We start from the raw sequence: 24,831 nt of genomic DNA, 5'->3' as shown, positions 1-24,831 counted from the left end.
CGTGGGTGCCGGCCTGCTCGACGACCCAGCGGGCCACCTTCTCGCCGTTGCGGCCCGGGCGGGTGCTGCCGAGGATGATGCCGATCCTGGTCATACGTCGTGATCCCTGCTGTGCATGCGGAAATGACTTGAAGCTTCAACTTGAAGCTTCAATCGAACAGTAACAGATCCGCTTGAAGCTTCAAGACGTCCACTAGCCTGGTTCCTATGACGAAGAACACAGGGGAGCCGCCGGTGCCGGACGTCGCGGAGCCGCGCTGGCTGCGGGGCGGCGAGCTGTCGGCGTGGATGTCGATGGCCCGGGTTCTGACCCGGCTCCTCCCGGCGCTGGAGCGGCAGCTGGAGCGGGACGCCGACCTGAACTGGATGGAGTACCACGTACTGGCCATGCTCTCCGAGCAGGATTGCCACACCATGCGGATGAGCACGCTGGCCGACAACGCCAACTCGTCCCTGTCCCGGCTCTCCCACGTGGCCAGGCGCCTGGAGCAGCAGGGCTTCGTCCGCCGCGAGCCGGATCCCGCCGACGGCCGGTACACCCTGGCCGTTCTCACACCCGAGGGCTACGAGAAGCTCGCCGCGTCCGCGCCCGCGCACGTCGAGAACGTGCGCCGGATGGTCCTCGACGCGCTGGAGCCCGGCGAGCTCGAGACCCTCCAGCCCGCCTTCGACCGCATCCACGAGGCCGTCGACGCCGCCGAGCGGGGCCGCTGAGGCGGGCCGCCGACGGGCCGTCGTCGGGCCACCGACGTGGAGAGGGGGCGCTGCGGGCGGCTCGTAGCAGCCCGCAGCGCCCCCTGGCGCTACCTGACTCTCGGTCAGGAGTTCACTTGGGCCGTCACCGGCGACGAGAAGGTCGTCAGCCGGGTGTGGACGCCCGGGTGGCCGGCCCGGACGCAGCCCTCGCCCCAGGAGGTGATGCCGGCCGGGACGCCGGCCAGGAGGGCGGCCTTCTTCGCGCGGGTGAGCCGTAGCGTGAAGCTCCTCAGGTTGCCGGTGGGGGGACGCGCGGGTCGCCGGTGGGGCGGCGAGGAAATCCCGCACGGACGGCGCGGCCTGAGTCGACGTCATCGTCGACGACCGTGGAGCGAGGGGCGAGTTGGCGCACGTGCTCTCGTGGGACGGGGCAACTGGCTTGCTGTGTGCGGGACTCAGGTTAGGAGCCGCCCCGGGGTGGCCCAATGAGGGAAGGCCCTAACCCGGTTGCGTAGGGAAACCCCTCGGTCACGTCGCGTACCCGCTGACGGACGTGCCGACCGCCGTACCGACGGCCGTGCCGACGCGGGGCCGACCGCTCCGGCGAGGGCCGCTCAGCCCGCCCGGCGGCCCGCCGCCAGGCGCACGATGTCCACCCGCGAGCGGATGCCGAGTTTGCGGTAGACCCGGGTCAGCGTGGCCTCGACCGTCTTCACGCTGATGAACAGCGTCGCGGCGATCTCCCGGTTGGTGGCGCCCTCCAGCACGAGCGCGGCCACCTGGCGCTCCATCGAGGCCAGCCCGTCCAGTTCCGGCGGCGCCGCCGACGAGGCCGCAGGCGCCGGGCCCACCTGCTCCAGCCACGGCAGCGCCTTCGCCCGCCGGAACAGCCCTTCGGCCTCGTCCAGCGCGGCACGGGCCGCCCCGGGGTTGCGCCGGTCCGCCTCGACCTGGGCCAGGGCGAAGACGGCCCGCGCCTCCTCCAGCCCGTAACCGAGCGCGGCCAGCCGTTGCCGGGCCGCCGTCAGCACGGCCACCGCCCCGTCGGTGTCACCGTGGGCCGCCAGCAGCATCCCCTCGGCGCGCTCCAGGACGGCCAGCATGCTCTGCCGGCTGAGCCGCAGCGCGTGCCTGCGGGTCTCGTCGATGACCTCGCGCGCCTCACCGAGCGCCCCGGTCAGCACCAGGGCCTCGGCCAGGTCGCCCTGCCAGCGGCCGCGCGCCGGCTCGGTCACGCCCATCTCGCGTTCCAGCGCCCTCACCCTGCGCAGCGCCTCCACCGCGCCCTGCGGGTCGGCGCCGACCAGCCGCGCGTGCCCCAGCGCGTACAACGCCCGGGTCAGATACGGCATGTCGCTGTCGGCCTCGGCCCGCCGCACCGCGTCCCCGGCCAGCGACAGGGCGCGCTCCACCGTGCCGCCCGCCGCCTCGGCCAGGGCCGCGATCTGCAGCGCGAAGCCCTCGCCGATGCCGATGTCCTCGGCCAGCCGCAGGCTCTCCCGGGCCAGGTCCAGGGCGGTTCCGCAGCGGCCGGAGCGCAGTTCGATCTCGGCGAGGCTGCGCACGGAGTAGACCTCGCTCTCCACCGCGCCGCGCTGCCGCGCCTCACCGGCCAGCCACGTCAACGCGGTGCGCGCCTCGTCGAGCTGATCGCTCATCAGCAGATAGCGGGAGCGGATGTAGACCGGGCCGTTGTGGTTCATGGCGACGTCCGGGTCCTGCGGTTCCGCGGAGGCCAGCGCGAGGGTGGCGGCGGCGTCCGGGTGCCCCATCGTCGTCTCGTTGAGAGCCTTGAACGACAGTGCCAGCAACTCGGTCCGCCGGTCACCGGCCTCGGCGGCGAGCGCCGCCGACCTGGCGGCCTCGGCGCGCGCCTCGTTCATCTGGCCGTCCACCAATGCCCGCCAGGCGATCTGGTAGCGCACCAGGCCCTGCAGCCGCGGGTCGTCGCCCGCGTCCGCCAGGGCCTGCGGGAAGACGTCGTCCACCTCGGACAGGGCCTGCCCGACCGAGTCGATCACCACGATCCACGCCCGTACCCGGTCCGCCGGATCGGTCGCGACCTCCAGCACCTCGCGCGCCGTGGCCCGGGCCAGCTCCGGCTCGGCGGCGGTCAGCGCGTCCTCGGCGGCCCGCAGCCGCCGCTCGTCCGCGGTGGGCACCGCGCCCTGCGGGGTGTGCCGGGCGGCCAGCAGGCCCAGTTGCGCGGCCATCGACGGGGCGCCGCGGACCCGGGCCTCGTCCGCCGCCTCGGCGAGGCTCGCCGCGACCCGTTCGTCCCTGCCGCTCGTCGCCAGCGCGAGGTGACGGGCCCGCTCGATCGGGTCTCCGGCCGCCGCGGCCAGCGCGGCGTGGGCGCTGCGCCGCTCCTCCTGGGTCGCCTCCGCGTAGAGCGCCGCGGATATCAGCGGATGCGCGAAACGGATCAGCCCGGTGCCGTCGTGATGGTCCATCTCCACCAGGCCGAGGGAGGCGGCCACACCCGTCTCGCTCTCGGCGTTCGCACGGCCGGCGCCGCGCAGCGTCGCGAGCGTCGGGCGGGCGCCCGCGCTCGCGATGAGCAGCGTGCGGCGGGTCTCCGCGGAGAGCATCTCCAGGCGGTTGAGCACGAGGGTGCGCAGTGAGGTCGGCACCGGCAGCGGCTCCCCGGGCCGCGGCGGTGTGCGGCTCTCCGCGAGGGCGCGCCCCAGCTCCAGGGCGAAGAGCGGATTGCCGCCGCTGGTGCGGTGGATGTCCCGGACGACCGCGCGCGGCAGGCCCGTGTGCCCGCGCCCGTCGAGCAGTTCGGAGACCTGCGGCCGAGACAGCGGGGTCACCCGGAGCGTCAGCACGTCCTGCGGGAACGCCCGCAGATAGCGGTCGTGCTGGTCCTGCGGATCGGAGTCGGTGCGTACGGCACCCAGCACCCGCACCGGAAGCTCCGCGACCCGGCGCGCGGCGAAGGCGAGCAGCTCCGCGCTCGCGGGGTCCATCCACTGCAGGTCGTCGACGACGATCAGCACCGGGCCGTCGGCGGCCAGCGCCCGCAGCACCGACAGCACGGCCAGACGCAGTGCGAGCCCGTCGCGTTGCAGCGAGGACTCGCCCCGGCCGGTGAGCGCCGACTCCAGCGCGGCCCGCTGCGGCGCGGGCAGGCTGTCGGACACCTGGTCGGCGACGAGGCCGAGCAGGTCGACCAGGGCGAGGAAGGGAAGATGCGATTCGGACTCCGTCGCGGAACAGCGCAGCACCGTCGGCTCGCCGCCGTATTCCTCGGCGAGTGTCCGCAATACGGTGGACTTCCCGATTCCGGCCGGCCCGTACAGCAGCAGGCTGCCTCCCTGGGCCAGGTGCCCGCGGGCTCGCGCGAGCACGTCACCTCGCCCAATCACCTGGTCGGGTCGGGGTCTGGCCGGCACGTCGAAGACCTGCTCCACGGTCGCCGCTCCCCTCGTGTCGTGTCCGGGACAATCTTATGCAAAGAGCCGCCGAAACCCGCCCGATACGGCCACGGCCCTTTAATCTCTGTCCGGTGCTGGGAAATTCACCGCCGTCGCCGAATTGTTGTCGTGCAAAGGGCGGCAAGTCGGGAAATGCTCGGGAGCGGTAGCCCGTTGAACACCGGACCATTCGTCAGGCCCGCCCCCGTCCCACATGTGCCGGTGGACACACCCCGAATGATCGGTCCGATCCCGCCGGCGGTCAAACCCCAAAATCGCCGCAGGTGAACCGAAAGCGACGGCTTGTCCGTTCTTCCGGTCCTGCTCCGCTCACGGTGCTTTGCGGGCGATCGCGGCACCGGTGGACGGCCGGCGGCCCGGCCCCTGTCGTCAAAGTCACCCCGCCGGCGCCGTTCCCCCGGTCTTCGGCCGGGGCGGGGCGTTCCCGTGGCGTGGCGGCCCGCAGGGGGCTCCACCAGGGCCGTCGGCGGGGCCGCGGGGGCCGTTACGGCAACAGCCCGGCGCGGCGGGCGGCGACGACCGCTTCGAGGCGGGTGTGGGCGCCGAGCTTGCGCATGGCCGAGCGCAGATAGCTCTTGACCGTCTCAGGGCGCAGTCCCAGCCGGTCGGCGGCCGCGGCGTTCGTGGCGCCGGAGGCGACGCAGGCCAGCACGTCGAGCTCACGCGAGGAGAGGGCGACCGGCTGCCCGGTGGGGGACCGGCGCCCGCCGGCGGCGCCGGTGGCCGCCGCCAGACGGCCGCACGCGGCGAGCAGCTCCTGGCGGAGCAGCGGATCGGCGACACGGCCGGCCAGCGCCCGCAGCTCGCCGTGGGCCTCGCGGACCTCCTCCCAGGCCGCCGGGTCGCCGGCGGTCGGCTGCCGGCACGTCGACAGCAGGCGGTCGGCCTCGTCCCGGACCACCAGCGACTGCTCCAGCTCGCGCGCCGCCTCCACCGCGGCGCTCACCGGACGGTCGCCGAGCGCCAGCGGATGGCGCAGCGCGCCGTACAGCACTCCGCGCACCCGCCGCCGGACGACCACCGGCACCGCGAGGACCGAGCGGAGCCCCTCGGCGGCCACCGCGGCGTCGTACTCGTGGCTGATCACCCGCGACGTGCTGTAGTCCGTGACGGCCAGCGGCCGCGAGAGCGCGATCGTCTTGCCGCCGAGCCCGTTGCCCGTGGTGACCGTGAGCCCCTGAAGGGAGGCCGTCGCCGTGCCGGACAGCTCGGTGATCCGCAGCCGGCGCGGTTCCGGGAGCAGCCCTCCGAAAGCCACCGGCAACCCGCTGGTGCGCCTCATCCGCAGCAGCGCCGCCCGCAGCTCCGCCGCCTCGCCCGATCCGGTCCGTGATCCCGTCACGCCCTCGCCGCTCCTTCACCCCCGTACGGGGGTAGTGAGAGCTCTGTCACTGACAACAGGATGCTACTGAGGGGCCGGCAATAAGGAGGACACATGACGGCAACCAGCCCGACAGAACAGTTCAGGGCGGCCCGGGACTTCCTGCTGCGCCACCGCGAGGACTACAAGGCGGCCTACGAGGGCTTCCGCTGGCCGCGGCCCGAGCACTTCAACTGGGCGCTGGACTGGTTCGACGTCATCGCCCGTGACAACGACCGCACCGCCCTGCACATCGTCGAGGAGGACGGCACCGAGGCCGCCGTCTCCTTCGCCGCGATGGCCGAGCGATCCGACCGGGTCGCCAACTGGCTCCGTGAGCGGGGCGTGCGCGCCGGCGACCGGGTCGTGGTCATGCTCGGCAACCAGACGGAGCTGTGGGAGACGGCCCTGGCCGCCATGAAGCTGCGCGCCGTGGTCATCCCCGCCACCCCGCTGCTCGGGCCGGCCGACCTCACCGACCGCGTGGAGCGCGGCCGGGCCCGCCATGTGATCGTCCGGTCGGCGGACACGGCCAAGTTCGACGCGGTGCCCGGGGAGTACACCAGGATCGCGGTCGGGGGCGCGCCCGAGGGCTGGCACGCCTACGAGGAGGCGTACGGCGCCCCGGCGGGCTTCGCGCCCGACGGCGACACCAGGTCCGACGAACCGCTGATGCTGTACTTCACCTCGGGGACGACCGCCAAGCCCAAGCTCGTCGAGCACACCCACCTGTCCTACCCCGTGGGCCACCTCGCCACGATGTACTGGATCGGCCTGCGCCCCGGCGACGTCCACCTCAACATCTCCTCGCCCGGCTGGGCCAAGCACGCCTGGTCCAACCTCTTCGCGCCGTGGAACGCCGAGGCGACCGTCTTCATCCACAACTACACGCGCTTCGACGCGGGCCGTCTGATGGCCGAGATGGACCGGGCCGGCGTCACCAGTTTCTGCGCCCCGCCCACCGTCTGGCGGATGCTGATCCAGGCCGACCTCGGAGTGCTGCGCACCCCGCCGCGCGAGGTGGTGGCAGCCGGCGAGCCGCTCAACCCGGAGGTGATCGAGCACGTGCGGCGCGCCTGGGGGCTCACCGTACGGGACGGATTCGGCCAGACCGAGACGGCCGTCCAGGTCTCCAACTCACCCGGCCAGCGGCTCAAGCCGGGCTCCATGGGCCGTCCCAGCCCGGGCTACGCGGTCGAGCTGGTCGACCCGGTCACCGGCAAGCCCGGCGACGAGGGCGAGATCTGCCTCGACCTGTCCGCCCGCCCGGTCGGCCTGATGACCGGGTACGAGGGCGACCCGGAGCGCACCGCCGAGGCGATGGCGGGCGGCTACTACCGCACCGGCGACATCGGCTCGCGGGACACCGACGGCTACATCACCTACGTCGGGCGCGCCGACGACGTCTTCAAGGCCTCCGACTACAAGATCTCCCCATTCGAGCTGGAGAGCGCCCTGCTGGAGCACGAGTGCGTGGCCGAGGCCGCCGTCGTCCCCGCTCCCGATCCGCTCAGGCTCGCCGTGCCCAAGGCCTACGTCGTCCTCGCCGAGGGCTGGGAGCCGGGTCCGGAGACCGCGGCGGCGCTCTTCGCGCACTCGCGGGCCGTGCTCGCCCCGTACAAGCGGGTGCGGCGCATCGAGTTCGCCGAGCTCCCCAAGACCGTGTCCGGCAAGATCCGCCGCATCGAGCTGCGGCAGCGCACCGCCGAGGGTGCCGTCGGCACCGAGTACCGCGAGGAGGACCACAAGTGAGCATCCCCGCGCATCCCGTCGAGCCCTCCTACGCGAGCGGCACCGGCACCACCCCGTTGCTCGGCGACACCATCGGCCGCAACCTGGACCGGGCGGTCGCCGCCTGGCCGGACCGGGACGCCCTGGTCGACGTGACCGAAGGCCGACGCTGGACGTACGCCGAGTTCGGTGCCGCCGTCGACGACGTGGCGCGCGGGCTGCTCGCCAAGGGCGTCGGCAAGGGCGACCGGGTGGGCATCTGGGCGGTCAACTGTCCCGAGTGGGTGCTCGTCCAGTACGCCACCGCCCGCATCGGCGCGATCATGGTCAACATCAATCCGGCCTACCGCGTCCACGAGCTGGCGTTCGTCCTCAACCAGGCGGGCATCGAGGTGCTGGTCGCCTCGACCGCCTTCAAGGCCAGCGACTACCGCGCCATGGTCGAGCAGGTGCGCGGCGAGTGCCGGTCGCTGACCGAGGTCGTGTACATCGGCGATCCGACGTGGGACGCCCTCGTCGAGGCCGGGGCCAACGTCCCCTACGAGCAGCTCGCCGAGCGCGGGGCGGAGCTGTCCTGCGACGACCCGGTCAACATCCAGTACACCTCCGGGACGACCGGCTTCCCCAAGGGCGCGACCCTGTCGCACCACAACATCCTCAACAACGGCTACTTCGTGGGCGAGCTGGTCGGCTACACCGAACAGGACCGGGTCTGCCTGCCCGTGCCGTTCTATCACTGCTTCGGCATGGTCATGGGCAATCTCGGCGCCACCTCGCACGGGGCCTGCATCGTCATCCCGGCGCCCGGCTTCGACCCGGCGGCCACCCTGCGGGCGGTGGAGCAGGAGCGCTGCACCTCGCTGTACGGGGTGCCGACGATGTTCATCGCCGAGCTCAACCTGCCGGACTTCGCGACGTACGACCTCTCCTCGCTGCGCACCGGGATCATGGCGGGCTCGCCCTGCCCGGTGGAGGTGATGAAGCGGGTCGTCGCCGAGATGCACATGGCCGAGGTGTCCATCTGCTACGGCATGACCGAGACCTCGCCGGTCTCGACCCAGACCCGCCGGGACGACGACCTGGAACGCCGCACCGGCACCGTGGGCCGGGTGCTGCCGCACGTCGAGGTCAAGGTCGTCGACCCGGGCGGCGTGACCGTGCCGCGCGGCACGGCGGGCGAACTGTGCACCCGCGGCTACTCGGTGATGCTGGGGTACTGGGACGAGCCGGAGAAGACCGCCGAGGCGATCGACGCCGGCCGCTGGATGCACACCGGCGACCTGGCCGTGATGCGGGAGGACGGCTATCTGCAGATCGTCGGCCGCATCAAGGACATGATCATCCGCGGCGGTGAGAACGTCTACCCGCGCGAGATCGAGGAGTTCCTCTACGCCCACCCCAAGATCGCGGACGTGCAGGTGGTCGGCGTCCCCGACGAGCGCTACGGCGAGGAGATCCTCGCCTGCGTCATCCTCAAGGACCCGGCGGCCGGGCTGACGGTGGAGGAGCTGGGGGAGTTCTGCCGCGGCCGGCTCGCCCACTACAAGGTGCCGCGCCATCTGCGGCTGATGGACGCCTTCCCGATGACCGTCAGCGGCAAGGTCCGCAAGATCGAGCTGCGGGAGTCCTTCAGGACCGGGTGAGTTCCGCGATGCGCCGCGCCACCGCCTCCGGTGGCGCGGCCGTCGTGTCCACGACCGTCCCGGCCGTCCGCAGCCAGGGCAGCGCCTTCCCGTACTCCTCCAGGTGGTCCAGCCGCCACTGCCGGGCGCCGGTCTCCACGGTGTCCTGCTCGATCCTCCGGGTCAGCTCGGCCGGGTCGGTGTGCAGTACGAAGTGCCGTACGGGCAGGCCCGCCCGGTCCAGCCCCTCGTCGATCTCCCGCCAGTAGCCCTCCACCAGCACGGTCTGCGGCACGATCAGCGTTCCGCCGAGGTAGCCGTGCAGTTGCGTCAGCGACGCCACCGTGAGCGCGCGCCATGGGGGCCATTCCTGGAAGTTCCGTACGGGCACGGCCTCGCTCAGCACGTGCCGGAGCATGAAGCCGACGTGCTCGCTGTCGAAGACGTGGGCGTCCGGCAGCAGGCCGGACAGCCGAGCCGACGTCGTGGTCTTGCCCGCCCCGAAGGTCCCGTTCAGCCAGATGATCACCCGCGTCACTCTAGCCCCGGTTACGCTGGGCAACACAGCTGACGCGTACGGGAGATGGGGGACACCGGCGATGGCCCACTGGGACGGCACGCGGCCTGGCGGCGGCGATCAGCAGAACGCGATCCCCGAGTTGGTGTCCGCCGTGGTCGGGGCGGGCGGGGTGGTCATGCTCAGCGCGTTCATGCAGGCGGTGGGGACGAAGCTCGGCGAGATCACGGCGGCGCGGGTGAGCGGCCGGGGCTTCTGGCGGCGTCGGCGGGTCACCGAGGAGGAGCGGACGGCGGCCGCCTTCATCGCGGCGGTCGAGAAGCTGGGTTCGGCCCGGCGGGACAGCGGCGGAGTGCTGCGCCTGCACGACGAGGGCTCGCGCACCCGGGTGCAGGTGCATCCGCTGCTGCCGGTCGGGGCGGTGGCCCAGTTCCAGCGGCTCGACCTGCGCCACCCGGAGGTCGTCGGCCTGGAGATCGCCTGGACCGACACCCTGGGCGACCACCCCCAGGGCGTGTGGGCCACGACGGGCGGCGCCGCCGGCACGGGCACCCGCTACGTGTGGAACGACATCCGGCGCACCTGGGAACCCCTCCGCCGCGGCCAGTGAGGCGCGTCCGCGCCGCTCCGTCGGCGCCCGGACACCGAAGTGACCCCTTCCGTTCGGGAGATGGTCACTGTGCCGTCATCCCGTACGACGATCAGGCCGACGGTGCTTGCTAGGGTGCCTAGTGCTCTGCCGCAAGCGCCTGGCCGGACCGGTGTCTCCCGGCGGCGCGGCGGCGCCCGGCCGGCGTCGGCCGAACGTCCGGGGAGGGCACCGGGAGGGGACGCAGCGCCCGCGTGGCGGCGGTCCGCCCGGCGGGGTTCCTGTCCCCGCTCCCGATGTTGGAAGGATTCGATGACGGCTTCTCCTGGCGACCCGACGGCAGCGGACGGCGTCACGCGGGAGGCACGGTCCCCCGGTGGCACGCCCTTGCCCCGCCGGACTCGGAGAACGTCCGCGATCGCCGATGCCTCGGCCACTACGAGCGCGACGCCGACGGACTGGAACGACGGCAGGCCCCTGACGAAGCGCGCCAGGCTGGCCGCCGCCCTGCCGGAGCCGCCCGGGGACACCTCCGCCGGGACCGACTCCGCCTACGCGGACGGCTTCGCGGCCGGGCTCGCCTTCGCGGCGCGCTCCGCGGCCGCGCCCGGTGAGGGCGACATACCGGACCCGGATTCGGACCCGGACGCCAAGGCCGAGGGCGCGGACCGGGGCACCCGCCCCCGGCGGTCCCGCTGGGCGCTGCCGGCCGGCGCGGTTCTGGCGGCCGGCCTGCTCGTATCCCTACCGTTCCTCGTGCGGGGCGGTGGACAGGACGACCGGGACGCGGCGCCCGTCACCCTTTCCGGCATCACGCCGAGCGGCGGAATCCCGGGAGCCGGAGCGGCCACGGCGAGCCCGTCCGACGTGACGTCGCCCTCCGCGGCACGTACTCCGCGGCAGTCGCCGGCGGGTGGTTCCAAGGACGGCGGCACTCCGTCCCCGGGTGCGTCCGGGAGCACGGCGACCCCGGGGACCAAGGGCGGGGGCGCGGCGGAGCGGCCCTCCACCGGACCTTCGCACTCCGGCGGCGCCCCGGGCGTGGCGATCCGAAGCCACGCGTCCGGCCGCTGCATCGACGGCAGCACCCCCTGGGGCACGCCGCTGCAGGTCTGGGACTGCACGGGCAGCGCCCAGCAGTCCTGGCAGATCGAGCCGGACGGGAGCATTCGGTCCATGGGCAAGTGCATGGACGTCGAAGGCGGTTCGCGGGATGACGGCGCGGCGGTCCAGCTGGCCGACTGCAACGGCACCGGCGCCCAGAAGTTCCGGCTCAACGCCGCGCACGACCTGGTCAATCTCCAGGCCGACAAGTGCGTGGAGGCCGAGGACACGCCAGGGGTCAACGGCACCAGGCTGCGGTTGTGGAGCTGCACGGGCGCGGACAACCAGAAGTGGAGCGGCGGCTGACCCGCCGCCCGGTGATTCGTGCGGGCGGGGATCAGGTGTTGTCGTTCCTCGCCAGGCACAGGACGTACTTGGTCGAGCCCTGCTCCTCGTGGAACGCGGCCACCGTGCGGGGGTAGGCGTGGCAGAGGCCGGTGTCGGTGGTGCCCTCGAAGCGGCCGACGACCTCGTACTCGGCCTTGGCGGAGCCGCAGTCGACGACGGAGACGTCCGGGATGAAGGCGTCCCCGCTGTTGTGGACGCAGTCGCCGACCTCGGCGTACTCGGGGTCGTTGTGGAGCAGCAGCCAGCTCCCGCCGACGAGGATGACGGGTATCAGCAGGCCCAGGGCGGTGGGGCGGAGGAAGATCGGTCTGCCGGGGTCAGCCGGGGTGCCCGGGGCACCCGGGACGGGCTCGGGCAGGCGGCTGATCTTCCAGCGCTGGAACAGGTTGACCAGCAGGGTGAGCGGGTTGACCAGCAGGGAGGCGGGACTCCACCAGCCCTGCACCAGGCTGTTGGAGACCATCTCGCGGTGCTTGGCGATGCCGCAGCGCCGGCAGAACGTGGACTTCAGCTTGAGGAAGCGCATCAGGACGACCATGCCCTGGTGGCCGCGGACGGTCGCTTTGACCGCGGGCACCGAACCGCAGAAGACGCAGGAGGGGCCGTAGCCCGGCACGTCCTGGCCGAAGGGCGGCAGCGGTCGCGGCCGTGCGACGGCGTGCTGCTGCTGCGGTAGTTGCTGCGGCTGGGCCTGCGCCTGCTCGGGCGACGGCGCGGGCGCGGGCGTGGGCGTGGTCAAGGAGATCACCTGTGGTCCGTGTGAAGCCTGCGTGAAGGGCGAGCCGAACCCTACTGGTTGGTACCGACATCGTTCGACCGGATTACCGGCCCCGCTTTCGCCTCCCCTTCTTGACCCGTGCGCCGGGAGCGCCCTATGTTCGATGTAGTTCCACATAACAAAAGAAACTTTCCACTATGTGGAATTACCGGGCGCGACAACCTGGACCGCAGGACGACGCAGGAGTGACCGAATGCCTCGAATGACCGCCGCCCGAGCGGCAGTGGAGATCCTCAAGCGCGAGGGTGTGGACACCGCGTTCGGCGTGCCCGGTGCCGCGATCAACCCCTTCTACGCCGCCCTCAAGGCCTCGGGCGGCATCCAGCACACGCTGGCCCGGCACGTGGAGGGCGCCTCCCACATGGCCGAGGGCTACACGCGCACCGCGCCCGGCAACATCGGCGTCTGCATCGGCACGTCGGGCCCCGCCGGCACCGACATGATCACCGGCCTCTACTCGGCGATCGGCGACTCGATCCCCATCCTCTGCATCACCGGCCAGGCGCCCACCGCGGTGATCCACAAGGAGGACTTCCAGGCCGTGGACATCGCCTCCATCGCGGCGCCCGTCACCAAGGCGGCCACCACCGTCCTGGAGGCGGCGCAGGTCCCGGGGGTCTTCCAGAAGGCGTTCCACCTGATGCGATCCGGCCGCCCCGGCCCGGTCCTGATCGACCTGCCGGTCGACGTCCAGCTCACCGAGATCGAGTTCGACCCCGAGACGTACGAGCCGTTGCCGGTCTGGAAGCCCGCCGCCACCCGCCGCCAGATCGAGAAGGCGCTGGCGATGCTGGGCGCCGCCGAGCGGCCGCTGATCGTGGCCGGCGGCGGGGTGATCAACGCCGACGCGGCCGATCTCCTGGTGGAGTTCGCCGAGCTGACCGGCATCCCGGTGGTGCCGACCCTGATGGGCTGGGGCGCCATCCCGGACGACCACGACCTCAACGCCGGCATGGTCGGCCTGCAGACCTCGCACCGCTACGGCAACGCGACCTTCCTGGAGTCGGACTTCGTCCTCGGCATCGGCAACCGCTGGGCCAACCGCCACACCGGCCGGATCGACGTCTACACCGCGGGCCGCACCTTCGTGCACGTCGACATCGAGCCCACCCAGATCGGCAGGATCTTCGCCCCCGACTACGGGATCACCTCCGACGCCGGTGCCGCGCTGCGGCTCTTCGTCGAGGTGGCCGCCGGGCTGAAGGCCGCCGGCGAACTGCCGGACCGCTCCGCCTGGGCCGCTTCCGCCCGGGAGCGCAAGGCCACCCTCCACCGCCGTACGCACTTCGACGACATCCCGATCAAGCCGCAGCGCGTGTACGAGGAGATGAACCGCGCCTTCGGCCCGGAGACCCGTTACGTCACCACGATCGGCCTCTCGCAGATCGCGGGCGCGCAGATGCTCCACGTCTACCGGCCGTGCCACTGGATCAACTGCGGCCAGGCGGGTCCGCTCGGCTGGACCGTGCCGGCCGCCCTCGGGGTCGCGAAGGCCGACCCGGGTACGCCCGTCGTGGCCCTCTCCGGGGACTACGACTTCCAGTTCATGATCGAGGAGCTGGCGGTCGGCGCGCAGCACCGGATCCCGTACGTCCACGTCCTGGTGAACAACTCCTACCTGGGCCTGATCCGCCAGGCGCAGCGGGCCTTCGACATCGACTTCCAGGTCAACCTGGAGTTCGAGAACGTCAACTCGCCGGAGCTGGGCGTCTACGGCGTCGACCACGTCAAGGTCGCCGAGGGGCTCGGCTGCAAGGCGATCCGGGTGACCGACCCGGCGGGGCTGGGCGCGGCCTTCGAGCAGGCGAAGAAGCTCGCGGCCGAGTACCGGGTGCCGGTCGTCGTCGAGGCGATCCTGGAACGGGTCACCAACATCGCCATGAGCGTCACCAACGACATCGGCAACGTCGTGGAGTTCGAGGAGCCGGCCACCGAACCCGGCCACGCTCCCACCGAGATCATCCCGCTGACGAGCTCCTGAGCCGGGCCCGCCCGTCGCCACCGGCCGCCCCGTCCCGACCTCCGGGCGCGGCGGCCGGTTCCACGACCGCCCCCGGGAGCGCGCCGGCCGACGGCCTAGAGCGGCCCGAACAGCCAGTTGCCGGGCGCCTCGGGGTCGGTGCCGATGTAGTAGGCGCGGATCGCCGCCACCAGTTCCGCCGTGCCGACCTGTCCGTCGCCGTCGGTGTCGATGCGGTCGAAGGCGGCGGCGATGTCGGCGACCGGTGTGTTGAAGGCCCGTTGCAGGACCTCGAACTCCTCGCGGACGACGTGACCGTCGCCGTCGGTGTCGCACAGCTGGGCGACCGCCTCGGCCGCCGGATGGAAGACCGGGTCGAAGGCGGGCCCCTCGATGAAGGCCTTGGTCATCCCGTGGTGGTACTCCGCGGAGGACAGCCGCCCGTCGCGGTCGCTGTCGGCGTAGGCCGCCAGCTCCGCCCAGACGGCGTCCAGCCGCACCGCGACCGCCTTGCCCTTGGGCGAGGTGGGGGACATGCCGAAGCCGTGGATCAGCCGCGCGCCGACGTCCTGGAAGTCGGCGCGCTCGGCATATCCGTTGCCGTCCGTGTCCAGACGGCGGAAGGATTTGTCGAGCTTGCGCTTCAGTAGGGCCGTAGACATCGCTGCGTCCTTGACGTTGTCCTGGGGTTGCCGTACGGAGGGGGAACCTCTCGATACTCCCCCGGGAGCGGCGGTCGCGCGACCCGAGTGGCTACGGATGGCGAAGGGTTGGGGAGAGCCCGGCCCGGCTCCGTGCCCGGCCCCGCACCCCGCTCACGGCGTGGCGCGCGGGCCGGTCCTGATCAGCGCGTCGGCGGCGTCGTTGACCGGCTGCGGGGTGCCGGTGAGGTCCATGACGAACAGCGGGACACCGAGCCGGTCGGCGCGCAGGCGCGCGTCGTGGGCGTAGCCCGCCAGGGAGAAGAAGGCGCCGGTGGCGTCCTCGTTGAGGCAGTTGAGCCAGAGGGTCTCGATGTCCCGCAGAGCCGTCGGCCTCGTCGTCGGGTCGACCTGGGCGACGACGCCGCTGCCGCGCAGGTCGATGCCGTTGGCCGCGCGGTCCCCGGCGATGCGTACGCCGACGAAGCCGAGCCACTTCAGGTACTGGGCGGCGGCGGTGACGGCGTCCCGCGCGGTGCGGATGGTCACCGGCCGGAAGGGCGGTCGCGGCGCGGGCGCGAAGGGCGCCGGACCGGCCGGCCGCACCGGGGGGACGGGGCGCCGGTCGGGCAGCCGCAGGGCCCGGGTGTCCACCGGCAACCGGATCACCGCCCCGCAGTCGCAGCCCAGTTCTGGCTGCGGCCACTGGTCGTCGCGGCCGCAGTCGGGGCAGCGCATGCCCACCCAGGAGTCGTCCCAGGACCGGTGGCGGATCTGTACGGGGACGCCACCGCGCAGCACCGGCAGGGCCAGCGGCGTGCCGCAGGCGCAGGGGAAGACGGGGGCGGTGTACGCGTGCTCCCGGCGGCAGGCCGGACAGCGCACGGGCACGCTCTCTGCCATGGTTCGCGACTCCTGGGCGGTGCGGCGGTGCTCGCCGGGACGGGTCCTGCCGTCCATGGTCCCGCACCGGAAGCGGGTCGCGCACCCGTGTTGCCGTCCCCGGCCGGACGGGGGCACGCCACCGCCCGGCGACCCGTGACGGGATCAGGCCGAAGGCGTCACGGGTCCCCGGGCGGGGCACTCGTCCGCGCCGCCTCGACCTACCCCTCAGAAGTTCTCGGCGGCGCGGACAGCCGGTGGTTCCGGGCGGCGGCGCCCCTTCGGGCGCGACAGGACAGGTCGGGGCACCGCCGCCCGGAAGTCGGGGGTCAGCCGCTGACGGGCCGGCCGGACAGCCGCTCCACGCCGCGCAGGAGGGCTGAGTGGTCCAGCCCGCCGTCGCCCTGGGCCCGCAGCGAGGCGACGAGGTTCGCCACGACGGCCCCGACCGGCAGGGCGGCGCCCACCGTGCGGGCCGCGTCGGTGACGATGCCCATGTCCTTGTGGTGGAGGTCGATGCGGAAGCCGGGGGCGAACTCGCGGTCGAGGAAGTTGCGCTTCTTGCGGGTCAGCACCGTGGATCCGGCGAGACCGCCGTTCAGTACCTCCAGGGCCGCCGCGAGGTCGACTCCGGACTTCTCCAGGAAGACCACGGCCTCGGCGCAGGCCTGGATGTTGACCGCGACGATCAGCTGGTTGGCCGCCTTGACCGTCTGTCCGGAGCCGTGCGGGCCGCACAGGACGACGGTCCTGCCGAGGGCTTCGAAGATCGGCCGCGCCTCGTCGAAGTCTGCCTGCGTACCGCCGGCCATGATCGACAGAACGGCCTCGACGGCCCCCGCCTCGCCGCCCGAAACGGGGGCGTCCAGCACCCGGAGGCCCTTCGCCGTCGCGGCGGCGGCCAGGTCGACGGAGGTCTGCGGGGTGATCGACGACATGTCGATCAGGAGCGCGCCCGGCCGCGCGTTCTCCAGGATGCCGTCCTCGCCGTAGGCGATCGCCTCCACCTGGGGAGAGGCCGGGACCATCGTGATGACGACGTCGGCGTCCTTGACGGCCTCCGCGACCGAGGCGGCGGCCGTGCCGCCGGCCGCGGCCAGGCGGTCGAGCTTGTCCTGCTCCAGGGTGTAGCCGGTGACGGGGTAACCGGCCTTGATGAGGTTCTCCGACATCGGGGAGCCCATGATGCCGAGGCCGATCCACGCGATCGCGGGAAGTGTGGTGGTCATGATGTCCTCTCCGGATTACTTGCCGGCGCCGGCGAGCCAGTCGAAGGAGGCGGCGCTGCCCCGCGGGCCCGGCTTGTACTCCAGGCCGGTCCAGCCGTCGTAGCCGGCCTCGCGCAGCCGGCCGAGAAGGCCGGCGAGCGGCAGGGAGCCCGTGCCGGGCGCGCCGCGGCCCGGGTTGTCGGCGATCTGGACGTGGCCGGTGCGGTCCGCGTAGGCGTCGATCACGGCGGGCAGGTCCTCGCCGTTCATCGACAGGTGGTACAGGTCGAGCAGGAACCTGGCGTTGCCGAGCCCGGTCTCCGCGTTGACCTTGTCGACCACCTCCACCGCGGCGGCCGCGCTCACCAGCGGATAGCGCGGCGACTCGGGCTTGTTGAGGGCCTCGACCAGCAGCACCGCGCCGACCCGGTTGGCCGCGTGCGCCGCCCGGACCAGGTTCTCCAGGGCGAGCTCGTCCTGCGCCTCGGGGCTCACGCCGTCCACCCGGTTGCCGTACAGCGCGTTGAGCGCGGTGCAGCCGACCGAGCGCGCGAAGTCGGCCGCCAGGTCGATGTTGGCGCGGAACCGCGCGGACTCGTCGCCCGGCACGGACAGGGCGCCGCGGTCCGGGCCGGGGAGCTCGCCCGCGTAGAAGTTCAGGCCCACCAACTGCGTGCCGGCCTCCTCCAGCGCGCCGCGCAGGGCGTCGAGTTCGGCCTGCGGAGGGGTGGGTGCCGCGGTCCACGGCCACCACAGCTCGACCGCGGAGAATCCGGCCGCGGCGGCCGCCGCGGGGCGCTCCAGCAGCGGGAGCTCGGTGAAGAGGATCGAGAGGTTCACATCGAAGCGCGTGGAGTCGAAGCCCATCACGAGCGCCCTTCCGTATTACGGAAACTAGTTTCTACTTAACGGAAGATTGGATGAGCCGAACGGCGGCTGTCAAGAGGCATGTTCCGGAAAGCCGCTGACCAGCTAGGTTGAGGGCGTGCGCTTGAGACTCGAATTCACCACCGAGCCGTTCGACCTGGACGAGCCCCCGCGGCATGCCGTGGTGGGCCGCGAGGTCCTGGAGGCGGCGCAACTGGACGCCGTGGACGTCGGCCCCTTCGGCAACTCGGCCGAGGGCGGCACCGAGCAGGTGGTCGCCACCGTCGGCGATCTGCTGCGGCGCACGCTGGAGGCCGGGGCGACCCGGGTGTCGCTGCAGGTCAACGTCCTCGGGGAGGCGGACCGGTGACCGGGCCGGGCGAGCATCCGTTCAGCGCGGCGATCAAGCCGCTCGCCGACGCCATGGGCGCGGAGCTGGTGCCCCCCGGCGAGGCCCGCGGTGACGACGTGGTGCTGAGCTGGGAGGGTGCGGAGGTCGTCGCCGTACGGCTGCCGCATCTCGCCGACTCGCTCGACCACATCCTCGCCGACCTCGAGCGCCGGCACGGCAAGGCGCTGTCCGAGCTGGGGCGCAAGGAGAAGCAGACGGTCGTCCGCATCCTGGAGGAGCGCGGCGCGTTCTCGGTGCGGCACGGGGTGGAAACGGTCGCGTCGGCGCTCGGCGTCAGTCGTTTCACCGTCTACAACTACCTGAACAGGGAGAACGCGGCGAAGGGGCAGGAGTAGCCCGCCCGGGCCCGCGGGGCGTCCGTCCGGGCGGCGGGTGACCCGAAGTTTTCAACAAAGTGTTGACGCCGTGAGGCGGGCGCTCTTAGCGTGCCGTTGTGACTTCCAGCCCATCCCCGGGCCTGGCCCGGTTCAACGCCGCCGGCGGACCGGAGGCGGCCGCGCTGCTGCACGAGGTGTGCGCGAGCCGCTCCTGGGGTGCCGCCCTGGCCGCGGCCCGCCCGTACGACACGCTCGACGCCCTGCTCGCCGCCGCGGACGCCGCGACGGCCGGCCTCACCGCCGGCGATCTGGCCGAGGCGATGGCGGGCCACCCGCCGATCGGCCGGCCCGCGCCCGGCGACCCGGTCTCCGCCCGCGAGCAGAGCGGGGTGCAGGACTCCCTGCGCGAGGAACTGCTCGACCTCAACCTCGCGTACCAGGAGCGGCACGGACACGTCTTCCTCATCTGCGCCACCGGCCGGACCGGCGACCAGATGCTGGCCGCGCTCAAGGAGCGGCTCGGCAACGACCCCGGCACCGAACGCGAGATCGTCCGCACCGAACTGGGGAAGATCAACCGCATCCGGCTCACCCGGCTCGTCGGGACCGCCGAGGAGGACCCCGCATGACCTCCGTCTCCACGCACATCCTGGACACCAGCGCCGGTAGGCCCGCGGCGGGCGTCGCCGTCGCCCTGTCGGTGCGCACCGGCGGCGAGGCCCCGTGGGCGCCGCACGGCGCCTCGGTGACCGACGCCGACGGCCGCTGCAAGGACCTGCCCGACCCGCCGGAAGGCACAAGCCACGTACGGCTGGAGTTCGCCACGGAGCCGTACTTCGCCCGCAGCAACACCGCCCACCGCAGTCGAGCCGAGGACCAGCAGGACGCCCCCCGCACAAGGGACAGCGGAGCCTTCTTCCCGGAGGTGGCGATCGTCTTCGCCGTCGAGCCGGACGAGCACTACCACGTACCGCTGCTGCTCAACCCGTTCGGCTACTCCGTATACCGAGGGAGCTAGCACCGACATGTCGCCCACCCGTCTCGGCCAGAACCAGTACGGCAAAGCGGAGACCCGCGTCGTCCGCGTGACCCGCGAGGGCAGGACGCACCACGTCAAGGACCTCAATGTCTCGGTCGCCCTCTCCGGCGCGATGGACGAGGTCCACTACTCCGGCAGCAACGCGGCCGTCCTGCCCACCGACACCACCAAGAACACCGTCTTCGCCTTCGCCAAGCAGCACGGGATCGAGTCCGCGGAGCAGTTCGGCATCCACCTCGCCCGGCACTTCGTCACCAGCCAGGACTCCATCGAGCGGGCCAGGATCCGCATCGAGGAGTACGGCTGGGAACGGATCACGCAGGAGCACTCCTTCGTCCGCGAGGGCCGGGAGACCCGCACCACCGAGGTCACCTTCGACGGCGCGGGCTGGCAGGTCGTCTCCGGCCTGAAGGACCTCGTCGTGATGAACTCCACCGACTCCGAGTTCTGGGGCTTCGTCAAGGACCGGTACACGACGCTGCAGGAGACCCGGGACCGCGTCCTCGCCACCGAGGTGCACGCCCGATGGCGGTTCAACTGGACCCGCGACGAGGACCCCGCCCCGGCGTGGGAGGAGTCGTACGCCGAGGTCCGCCGCCACCTCCTGGAGGCCTTCGCCGGCACCTACTCCCTGTCGCTGCAGCAGACGCTGTACGCGATGGGCGACCGGGTCGTCGAGCACCGTCCCGAGATCGACGAGGTGCGGCTCTCGCTCCCCAACAAGCACCACTTCCTGGTCGACCTCGAACCCTTCGGCCTCAAGAACGACACCCCCGACAGCGCGGTGTACCTCGCGGCCGACCGCCCCTACGGCCTCATCGAGGGCACGGTCCTGCGCGACGGTGCCGAGCCCCGCATCCCGGTCACGGACTGAGAGGCCCGCCATGACCCCCACGACCGCCGCAGTGCAGCGCATCGTCATCGAGAACTGCGCCGTCGCCACCGTCGACGCGCACGACACCGAACACGACACCGGCCATGTCGTCGTCGCCGGCGACCGCATCGAGTCCGTCGGCTCGGGCCCCGCCCCCGCCGGACTGGAGGGCGTCGTACGGAGGGTGGACGGCACCGGGCACCTGCTCACCCCGGGCCTGGTCAACACCCACCATCACTTCTACCAGTGGATCACCCGGGGCCTGGCCACCGACCACAACCTCTTCGACTGGCTCGTCGCCCTCTACCCCACCTGGGCGCGGATCGACGAGCGGATGACCCACGCGGCCGCCCAGGGCTCCCTCGCGATGATGGTCCGCGGCGGCGTGACCACCGCCATGGACCACCACTACGTCTTCCCGCGCGGCACGGGCGACCTGTCCGGCTCCATCATCCGGGCCGCCGCCGACATGGGCGTGCGCTTCACCCTCGCCCGCGGTTCCATGGACCGCGGCGAGTCCGACGGCGGGCTGCCCCCGGACTTCGCCGTCGAGACCCTCGACGGCGCCCTGGCCGCCACCGAGGAGACGATCGACAAGCACCACGACGCCTCCTTCGGTGCCATGACGCAGGTCGCCGTCGCGCCGTGCTCCCCGTTCTCGGTCTCCACCGAGCTGCTGCGGGAGGGAGCGGAACTGGCCCGGCGCAAGGGCGTACGCCTGCACACCCACGGCAGCGAGACCGTGGAGGAGGAGCAGTTCTGCAAGGAACTGTTCGGCATGGGGCCCACGGACTACTTCGAGTCCACGGGCTGGCTCGGCGCCGACGTGTGGATGGCGCACTGCGTCCACATGAACGACTCCGACATCGCCGCCTTCGCCCGCACGCGGACCGGCGTCGCCCACTGCCCCTCCTCCAACGCCCGCCTCGCCGCCGGCATCGCCCGCGTCCCCGACATGCTCGCGGCCGGCGTACCGGTAGGCCTGGGTGTGGACGGCACCGCGTCCAACGAATCGGGTGAACTGCACACCGAGTTGCGCAACGCGCTGCTCATCAACCGCCTCGGCGACCACCGCGAGGCCGCGCTCAACGCCCGTCAGGCGCTGCGGCTCGGCACGTACGGCGGGGCCCAGGTGCTCGGCCGGGCGGACCAGATCGGCTCCCTGGAGGCGGGCAAGCTCGCCGACCTCGTCCTGTGGCGGATGGACACCCTCGCTCACGCCTCCATCGCCGATCCGGTCACCGCGCTGGTCCTCGGCGCGGCCGCCCCCGTCACCCTCTCCCTGGTGAACGGCCGGCCGGTGGTGGAGGACGGCCGCCTGGTCACCGCCGACGAGGACGCCATCGCGCGCAGCACCCGCGACGAGGCCCGGCGGCTCGCGCGGATCGCGGGCCTGACCGGCTGACCGGATCACCGCGATCACCCACTGACCCCGGGCGGGGGAGGGACGGCCCCCCGACCGGTGCCGGGCCCCGCCCTGCCCGGGGCGGGACCCGGTGTTCTCCCCGCCCGGTACGCGAGGGACGCACGGGCCGGGGTGCGGTGGAGCCGCCCGCGCCGGCGGAGGGAGGCGCGGGCGCAGGGGCTCAGACGTGGCAGACCGCCAGCAGCGCCATGTCGTCGCTGCGCGGGCCTCCGGTGTGCGCGTGGACGTCGTCCAGCAGGGCGTCGAGCAGTTCGGCGGGACCGGCGAACCGCACGCCGCTCAGCCGGGTCACCGGGTCGTAGAAGGTACCGTCCGCGTCACGTGCCTCGGTGACTCCGTCGGTGTGCATCAGCAGCGTCGAGCCCGACGGGAACGGCAACGCGTCCACCTTGTCGGGCCCGTTGCCGAACCCCATCCCCAGCGGCAGCGCGTGGCCCGCCGGTTCGGCGCAGCGCACCGTGCCGCCCCGCAGCACCAGCGGTGCCGGATGGCCACGGTTGACCAGCCGCAACTCGGCGCCGCCGGACGGGAACTCCGCGAGCACCGCGGTGGCGAACCACTCCAGCCGGTCCATGCCCTCCCGGCGCTCCGCCTCCCGCCACAGCGCCCGGTCCATGCGCGTCGCCACCCCGGCCAGTGTCGGCTCCTCGTCGGCCGCCATCCGGAACGCGCCCAGCACCACGGTCGCCGCCTCCACGGCCCCCATGCCCTTGCCCCGCACGTCGCCCATGATGCAGCGCAGCCCGTACGGCGTCTCCTGTACGGCGTAGAGGTCCCCGCCGATCTCCGCCTCCGCCTCGGCGGTCTCGTACCGGGCGGCGATCCGGAACGGCCCGAGGCTTCGCGGCGGTGCCGGCAGCACGGCCCGCTGCACGGCCGCGGCGACGCTCCGCGCGGAACGCAGCCGCACGTCGCGGATGTGCAGCAGGCGGTTGATGAACACGGCCACGACCGCGACCGCGCCGATCGACAGCAGTTCGCTGACGCCGCCGGGGCCGCTGAGGAAGCCGAAGTGACTGAGGATGCCCGCGTCCGCCGCGATCGCGCCCAGCCCGACCAGCACCGTGCCGGTCAGGGACATCAGCGGGGCCGCGAGCATCGGGGCGACCGAGTAGAAGGCGGTCGCACTGAACTGGGCGGGGGTGAGGTAGTCCAGGAGGAAGCCCCCGACCAGCAGCACGACGGGGAGCAGGCGGACGTACCGCAGTACGTCGCGTCCTTGGTCGGTGAGGCCCTCGCCCCCACTCCCCACGCGTGTGCTCCTGCCGTCGGTCTCGGGCTGCCGGGCTGAAGTCCCAGGGTCCCCGCAGCCCCGGCCCCCGGCCAGCCGTGGCAGTCCCCCCGGGTGAACCGCGGGGCCGCCCCCGGGCCCCGGGTAGCGCGGCACGGCCGGTCGGGCGAGGCTGGTGGCACCACCCGTGAGCACAGGGAGCAGCAGCGATGATCCGCACCGACGCCCTCAACGAGCCGGCCGTCCGCGCCTTCGTCTCGGCCGTGAACGCCGGCGACCGGGAGGCCTTCCACGCCGCGCTCACCGAGAACGCGACCATGTCCGACGACGGCTCCGTCCGGAACCTGGACGAATGGGCGGACCAGGAGATCTTCGAGACCCACGGTCACATGGACGTCCAGTCACAGGACTCCGCGGGACTCACCCTCATCGCCGACTACCGCAACGACACCTGGGGCGAGATGCGCACCAAGTGGCGCTTCACCGTGGACGACGGCAAGATCAGCCGCTTCGACACCGGTCAGGCCTGAGAGGCGGCCGCCCCGCCCGTCGGTGCGTCGCGCGGCGGGACGCCTCAGCCCGCCGTGTCCTTCTGGAAGACCAGCAGATAGCGCCAGAACAGCAGCCGCCTGACCCTGCTGCCCGGCAGCAGGCGTGCCGCCTCGGCGCGGATCTGCGGCAGCGGCGTCTGCGGGGGGCGCACGGGTGCCCGGACCGCCTCCGGGGCGCGGCCGCGCAGCCGCTCCAGGACGGCGACCGCGAGCCGGGCCGCGGCGTTGACGGGGACGGCGGTCAGGCTCACCGCCCAGTCGGCACACGTCCGTTCGGGGTAGCAGCCCAGGACGAGCAGGACGCCGCCGGGGGCGAGCGCGGCACGCAGAGCGGAGACCGTGGAGAACGGGACGTGGTGCAGGCTGGCCAGGCAGGTGATCACGTCGTAGTGGCCCCGGGGCAGGTCGACGCGCGTCACGTCCGCGAGCCGGAAGGTGACCCCCGGCGCGGTCCCCGCCGCCGCCACGGCCTCCTCGGAGGCGTCGATCGCGTCGACCCGCAGCCCCCGGGCGGCCAGCCGGCGGGCGAAGCGGCCGGTGCCGCACCCGACGTCCAGCGCGGTCAGCGCGCCGGGCGGGACCCGGTGCAGCAGCAACCGGTGGTAGTGGTCGTTGTGGTCAAAGGACATGTGCCGCGCCCTCCCGGGCCATCAGGTTGGCGAACAGTCCGGCCTGCTCGATCGCGTCGTCGAGGGCGTGGTGCGTGTGCCGGCGGCGGGACAGCAGCTCGCGCGGCATCGTGCCCTCGGCGACGGAGCGCAGCGGCACGCCGGACGTGGCCGCGTACCGCGTCTTCATGTCGAGGCAGCCCGAGTGCCCGAAGGGGCCGGAGCCGGTGAAACGGATCAGGTACCAGTACAGGAACATCCAGTCGTGGCGCGCCGGACAGCCCGTCGAGACCGGCTGCGCGTCCGCGCTCACCTCGCGCACCCAGGTGGTGAACTCGGCCATCGCGCCCGCCGGCTCGGCGCCCTCGGCGGCCGGCCGCTCGCGGTCCAGGCCGCTGACGGCGAGCGCCTGCGGGTCGAAGTCCGAGCCGACCGGCCGCAGTTCGCGGTAGAAGGTGTCGCGCTCCGGGGCCGCCGGGGTGAAGCCGGTCGCGTCCTGGCGCCCCGCGACGGCGGCCCCGAAGCCGAGCATCGGGTACGGGCCGGGGATCGGCCCGTCCGCCTCGACGTCCAGCGGGATGTACAGGCCGGACTTCACGGCACGGGGGCGCGGTGCTGGCATGGCGATGA

General features: G+C 72.9%; 24 protein-coding genes and 1 pseudogene. 13 read left to right on the top strand and 12 right to left on the bottom strand.

Annotated features, from left to right (window positions below; translation table 11 throughout):
- The first annotated feature begins 207 nt into the window (after window positions 1-207).
- Entirely contained in the window at window positions 208-714 is a 507-nt protein-coding gene (locus ACWDAS_RS19330) for a MarR family winged helix-turn-helix transcriptional regulator (protein ID WP_450392128.1), read from the top strand.
- Window positions 715-818: 104 nt separating this feature from the next.
- Here the strand turns inward: ACWDAS_RS19330 and ACWDAS_RS19325 are convergent.
- From ACWDAS_RS19325 to ACWDAS_RS19315, 3 genes and pseudogenes are all read right to left on the bottom strand, one after another.
- A pseudogene (locus tag ACWDAS_RS19325) lies at window positions 819-944 on the bottom strand (serine protease); the annotation flags it as partial.
- Between the two features lie 366 nt (window positions 945-1,310).
- Window positions 1,311-4,112 carry a helix-turn-helix transcriptional regulator gene (locus ACWDAS_RS19320; protein WP_450392125.1) on the bottom strand — a complete coding sequence of 934 codons (2,802 nt, stop codon included), beginning with the start codon at window positions 4,110-4,112 and terminating at the stop codon, window positions 1,311-1,313.
- A 508-nt stretch (window positions 4,113-4,620) separates the two neighbouring features.
- Complete coding sequence (locus ACWDAS_RS19315; protein WP_450392140.1) at window positions 4,621-5,418, bottom strand: response regulator transcription factor; 798 nt, start codon at window positions 5,416-5,418, stop codon at window positions 4,621-4,623.
- A gap of 153 nt (window positions 5,419-5,571) precedes the next feature.
- Between ACWDAS_RS19315 and ACWDAS_RS19310 the strand changes: the two genes are divergently transcribed.
- Window positions 5,572-7,248, top strand: coding sequence for an AMP-binding protein (locus ACWDAS_RS19310; RefSeq protein WP_450392122.1), 1,677 nt, complete (start codon window positions 5,572-5,574; stop codon window positions 7,246-7,248).
- The gene (locus tag ACWDAS_RS19305) at window positions 7,245-8,870 is read left to right on the top strand and encodes an AMP-binding protein (protein ID WP_450392119.1); all 1,626 of its coding nucleotides are present in this window, start codon (window positions 7,245-7,247) and stop codon (window positions 8,868-8,870) included. The genes ACWDAS_RS19310 and ACWDAS_RS19305 overlap by 4 nt, the downstream gene beginning before the upstream one ends.
- On the opposite strand, the gene ACWDAS_RS19300 is transcribed toward ACWDAS_RS19305, so the two are convergent.
- Complete coding sequence (locus ACWDAS_RS19300) at window positions 8,857-9,378, bottom strand: AAA family ATPase (protein ID WP_450392117.1); 522 nt, start codon at window positions 9,376-9,378, stop codon at window positions 8,857-8,859. The two genes, ACWDAS_RS19305 and ACWDAS_RS19300, sit on opposite strands and share 14 nt — an antisense overlap.
- A gap of 70 nt (window positions 9,379-9,448) precedes the next feature.
- On the opposite strand from ACWDAS_RS19300, the gene ACWDAS_RS19295 reads away from it, so the two are divergent.
- Together ACWDAS_RS19295 and ACWDAS_RS19290 are read left to right on the top strand one after the other, a co-directional pair.
- On the top strand, window positions 9,449-9,976 hold the full coding sequence (locus ACWDAS_RS19295; protein ID WP_450392114.1) for a hypothetical protein: 528 nt from the start codon (window positions 9,449-9,451) through the stop codon (window positions 9,974-9,976).
- A 291-nt stretch (window positions 9,977-10,267) separates the two neighbouring features.
- Complete coding sequence (locus tag ACWDAS_RS19290) at window positions 10,268-11,365, top strand: ricin-type beta-trefoil lectin domain protein (protein ID WP_450392112.1); 1,098 nt, start codon at window positions 10,268-10,270, stop codon at window positions 11,363-11,365.
- Window positions 11,366-11,396: 31 nt separating this feature from the next.
- On the opposite strand, the gene ACWDAS_RS19285 is transcribed toward ACWDAS_RS19290, so the two are convergent.
- Complete coding sequence (locus ACWDAS_RS19285) at window positions 11,397-12,146, bottom strand: LppU/SCO3897 family protein (RefSeq protein ID WP_450392109.1); 750 nt, start codon at window positions 12,144-12,146, stop codon at window positions 11,397-11,399.
- Window positions 12,147-12,378: 232 nt separating this feature from the next.
- Here ACWDAS_RS19285 and gcl point away from each other — a divergent pair, with 232 nt between their 5' ends.
- The gene (gcl, locus tag ACWDAS_RS19280) at window positions 12,379-14,166 is read left to right on the top strand and encodes a glyoxylate carboligase (protein WP_450392106.1); all 1,788 of its coding nucleotides are present in this window, start codon (window positions 12,379-12,381) and stop codon (window positions 14,164-14,166) included.
- A gap of 95 nt (window positions 14,167-14,261) precedes the next feature.
- Here the strand turns inward: gcl and ACWDAS_RS19275 are convergent, their stop codons facing one another.
- The 4 genes from ACWDAS_RS19275 to ACWDAS_RS19260 form a co-directional block, all read right to left on the bottom strand.
- Window positions 14,262-14,807, bottom strand: coding sequence for an EF-hand domain-containing protein (locus tag ACWDAS_RS19275; protein WP_450392104.1), 546 nt, complete (start codon window positions 14,805-14,807; stop codon window positions 14,262-14,264).
- 153 nt (window positions 14,808-14,960) lie between these two features.
- On the bottom strand, window positions 14,961-15,689 hold the full coding sequence (locus ACWDAS_RS19270; protein ID WP_450392102.1) for a hypothetical protein: 729 nt from the start codon (window positions 15,687-15,689) through the stop codon (window positions 14,961-14,963).
- 308 nt (window positions 15,690-15,997) lie between these two features.
- On the bottom strand, window positions 15,998-16,897 hold the full coding sequence (locus tag ACWDAS_RS19265) for a 2-hydroxy-3-oxopropionate reductase (RefSeq protein WP_450392101.1): 900 nt from the start codon (window positions 16,895-16,897) through the stop codon (window positions 15,998-16,000).
- 15 nt (window positions 16,898-16,912) lie between these two features.
- The gene (locus tag ACWDAS_RS19260; RefSeq protein WP_450392098.1) at window positions 16,913-17,743 is read right to left on the bottom strand and encodes a TIM barrel protein; all 831 of its coding nucleotides are present in this window, start codon (window positions 17,741-17,743) and stop codon (window positions 16,913-16,915) included.
- A gap of 118 nt (window positions 17,744-17,861) precedes the next feature.
- Here ACWDAS_RS19260 and ACWDAS_RS19255 point away from each other — a divergent pair, with 118 nt between their 5' ends.
- The 6 genes from ACWDAS_RS19255 to ACWDAS_RS19230 all read left to right on the top strand — a co-directional run bounded on the left by ACWDAS_RS19255 (window position 17,862) and on the right by ACWDAS_RS19230 (window position 21,790).
- Window positions 17,862-18,113, top strand: coding sequence for a hypothetical protein (locus ACWDAS_RS19255; RefSeq protein WP_450392096.1), 252 nt, complete (start codon window positions 17,862-17,864; stop codon window positions 18,111-18,113).
- The gene (locus tag ACWDAS_RS19250) at window positions 18,110-18,490 is read left to right on the top strand and encodes a helix-turn-helix domain-containing protein (protein ID WP_450392094.1); all 381 of its coding nucleotides are present in this window, start codon (window positions 18,110-18,112) and stop codon (window positions 18,488-18,490) included. Before ACWDAS_RS19255 ends, ACWDAS_RS19250 begins: the two co-directional genes overlap by 4 nt.
- A 98-nt stretch (window positions 18,491-18,588) precedes the next feature.
- Window positions 18,589-19,101 carry a 2-oxo-4-hydroxy-4-carboxy-5-ureidoimidazoline decarboxylase gene (uraD, locus tag ACWDAS_RS19245; RefSeq protein ID WP_450392091.1) on the top strand — a complete coding sequence of 171 codons (513 nt, stop codon included), beginning with the start codon at window positions 18,589-18,591 and terminating at the stop codon, window positions 19,099-19,101.
- Window positions 19,098-19,490: a hydroxyisourate hydrolase gene (uraH, locus tag ACWDAS_RS19240; RefSeq protein WP_450392089.1), complete on the top strand. Its 393-nt coding sequence runs from the start codon at window positions 19,098-19,100 to the stop codon at window positions 19,488-19,490. Before uraD ends, uraH begins: the two co-directional genes overlap by 4 nt.
- A 7-nt stretch (window positions 19,491-19,497) precedes the next feature.
- Complete coding sequence (gene pucL, locus ACWDAS_RS19235; protein ID WP_450392087.1) at window positions 19,498-20,385, top strand: factor-independent urate hydroxylase; 888 nt, start codon at window positions 19,498-19,500, stop codon at window positions 20,383-20,385.
- A gap of 10 nt (window positions 20,386-20,395) precedes the next feature.
- A complete protein-coding gene (locus ACWDAS_RS19230; protein WP_450392085.1) occupies window positions 20,396-21,790 on the top strand; it encodes an 8-oxoguanine deaminase in 1,395 nt (464 codons plus the stop codon).
- Between the two features lie 181 nt (window positions 21,791-21,971).
- Here ACWDAS_RS19230 and ACWDAS_RS19225 read toward each other — a convergent pair whose 3' ends face one another.
- A complete protein-coding gene (locus ACWDAS_RS19225; RefSeq protein ID WP_450392084.1) occupies window positions 21,972-23,063 on the bottom strand; it encodes a PP2C family protein-serine/threonine phosphatase in 1,092 nt (363 codons plus the stop codon).
- Between the two features lie 188 nt (window positions 23,064-23,251).
- Between ACWDAS_RS19225 and ACWDAS_RS19220 the strand changes: the two genes are divergently transcribed.
- Window positions 23,252-23,572 carry a nuclear transport factor 2 family protein gene (locus ACWDAS_RS19220; RefSeq protein WP_450392082.1) on the top strand — a complete coding sequence of 107 codons (321 nt, stop codon included), beginning with the start codon at window positions 23,252-23,254 and terminating at the stop codon, window positions 23,570-23,572.
- Window positions 23,573-23,616: 44 nt separating this feature from the next.
- Here the strand turns inward: ACWDAS_RS19220 and ACWDAS_RS19215 are convergent, their stop codons facing one another.
- Window positions 23,617-24,222, bottom strand: coding sequence for a class I SAM-dependent methyltransferase (locus tag ACWDAS_RS19215; protein ID WP_450392079.1), 606 nt, complete (start codon window positions 24,220-24,222; stop codon window positions 23,617-23,619).
- Entirely contained in the window at window positions 24,212-24,823 is a 612-nt protein-coding gene (locus tag ACWDAS_RS19210; protein ID WP_450392076.1) for an exonuclease, read from the bottom strand. The genes ACWDAS_RS19215 and ACWDAS_RS19210 overlap by 11 nt, the downstream gene beginning before the upstream one ends.
- Window positions 24,824-24,831: the final 8 nt, after the last annotated feature.

It is taken from the genome of Streptomyces sp. NPDC001070, assembly GCF_053598835.1.
This window is presented reverse-complemented; position numbering and strand designations above follow the sequence as displayed.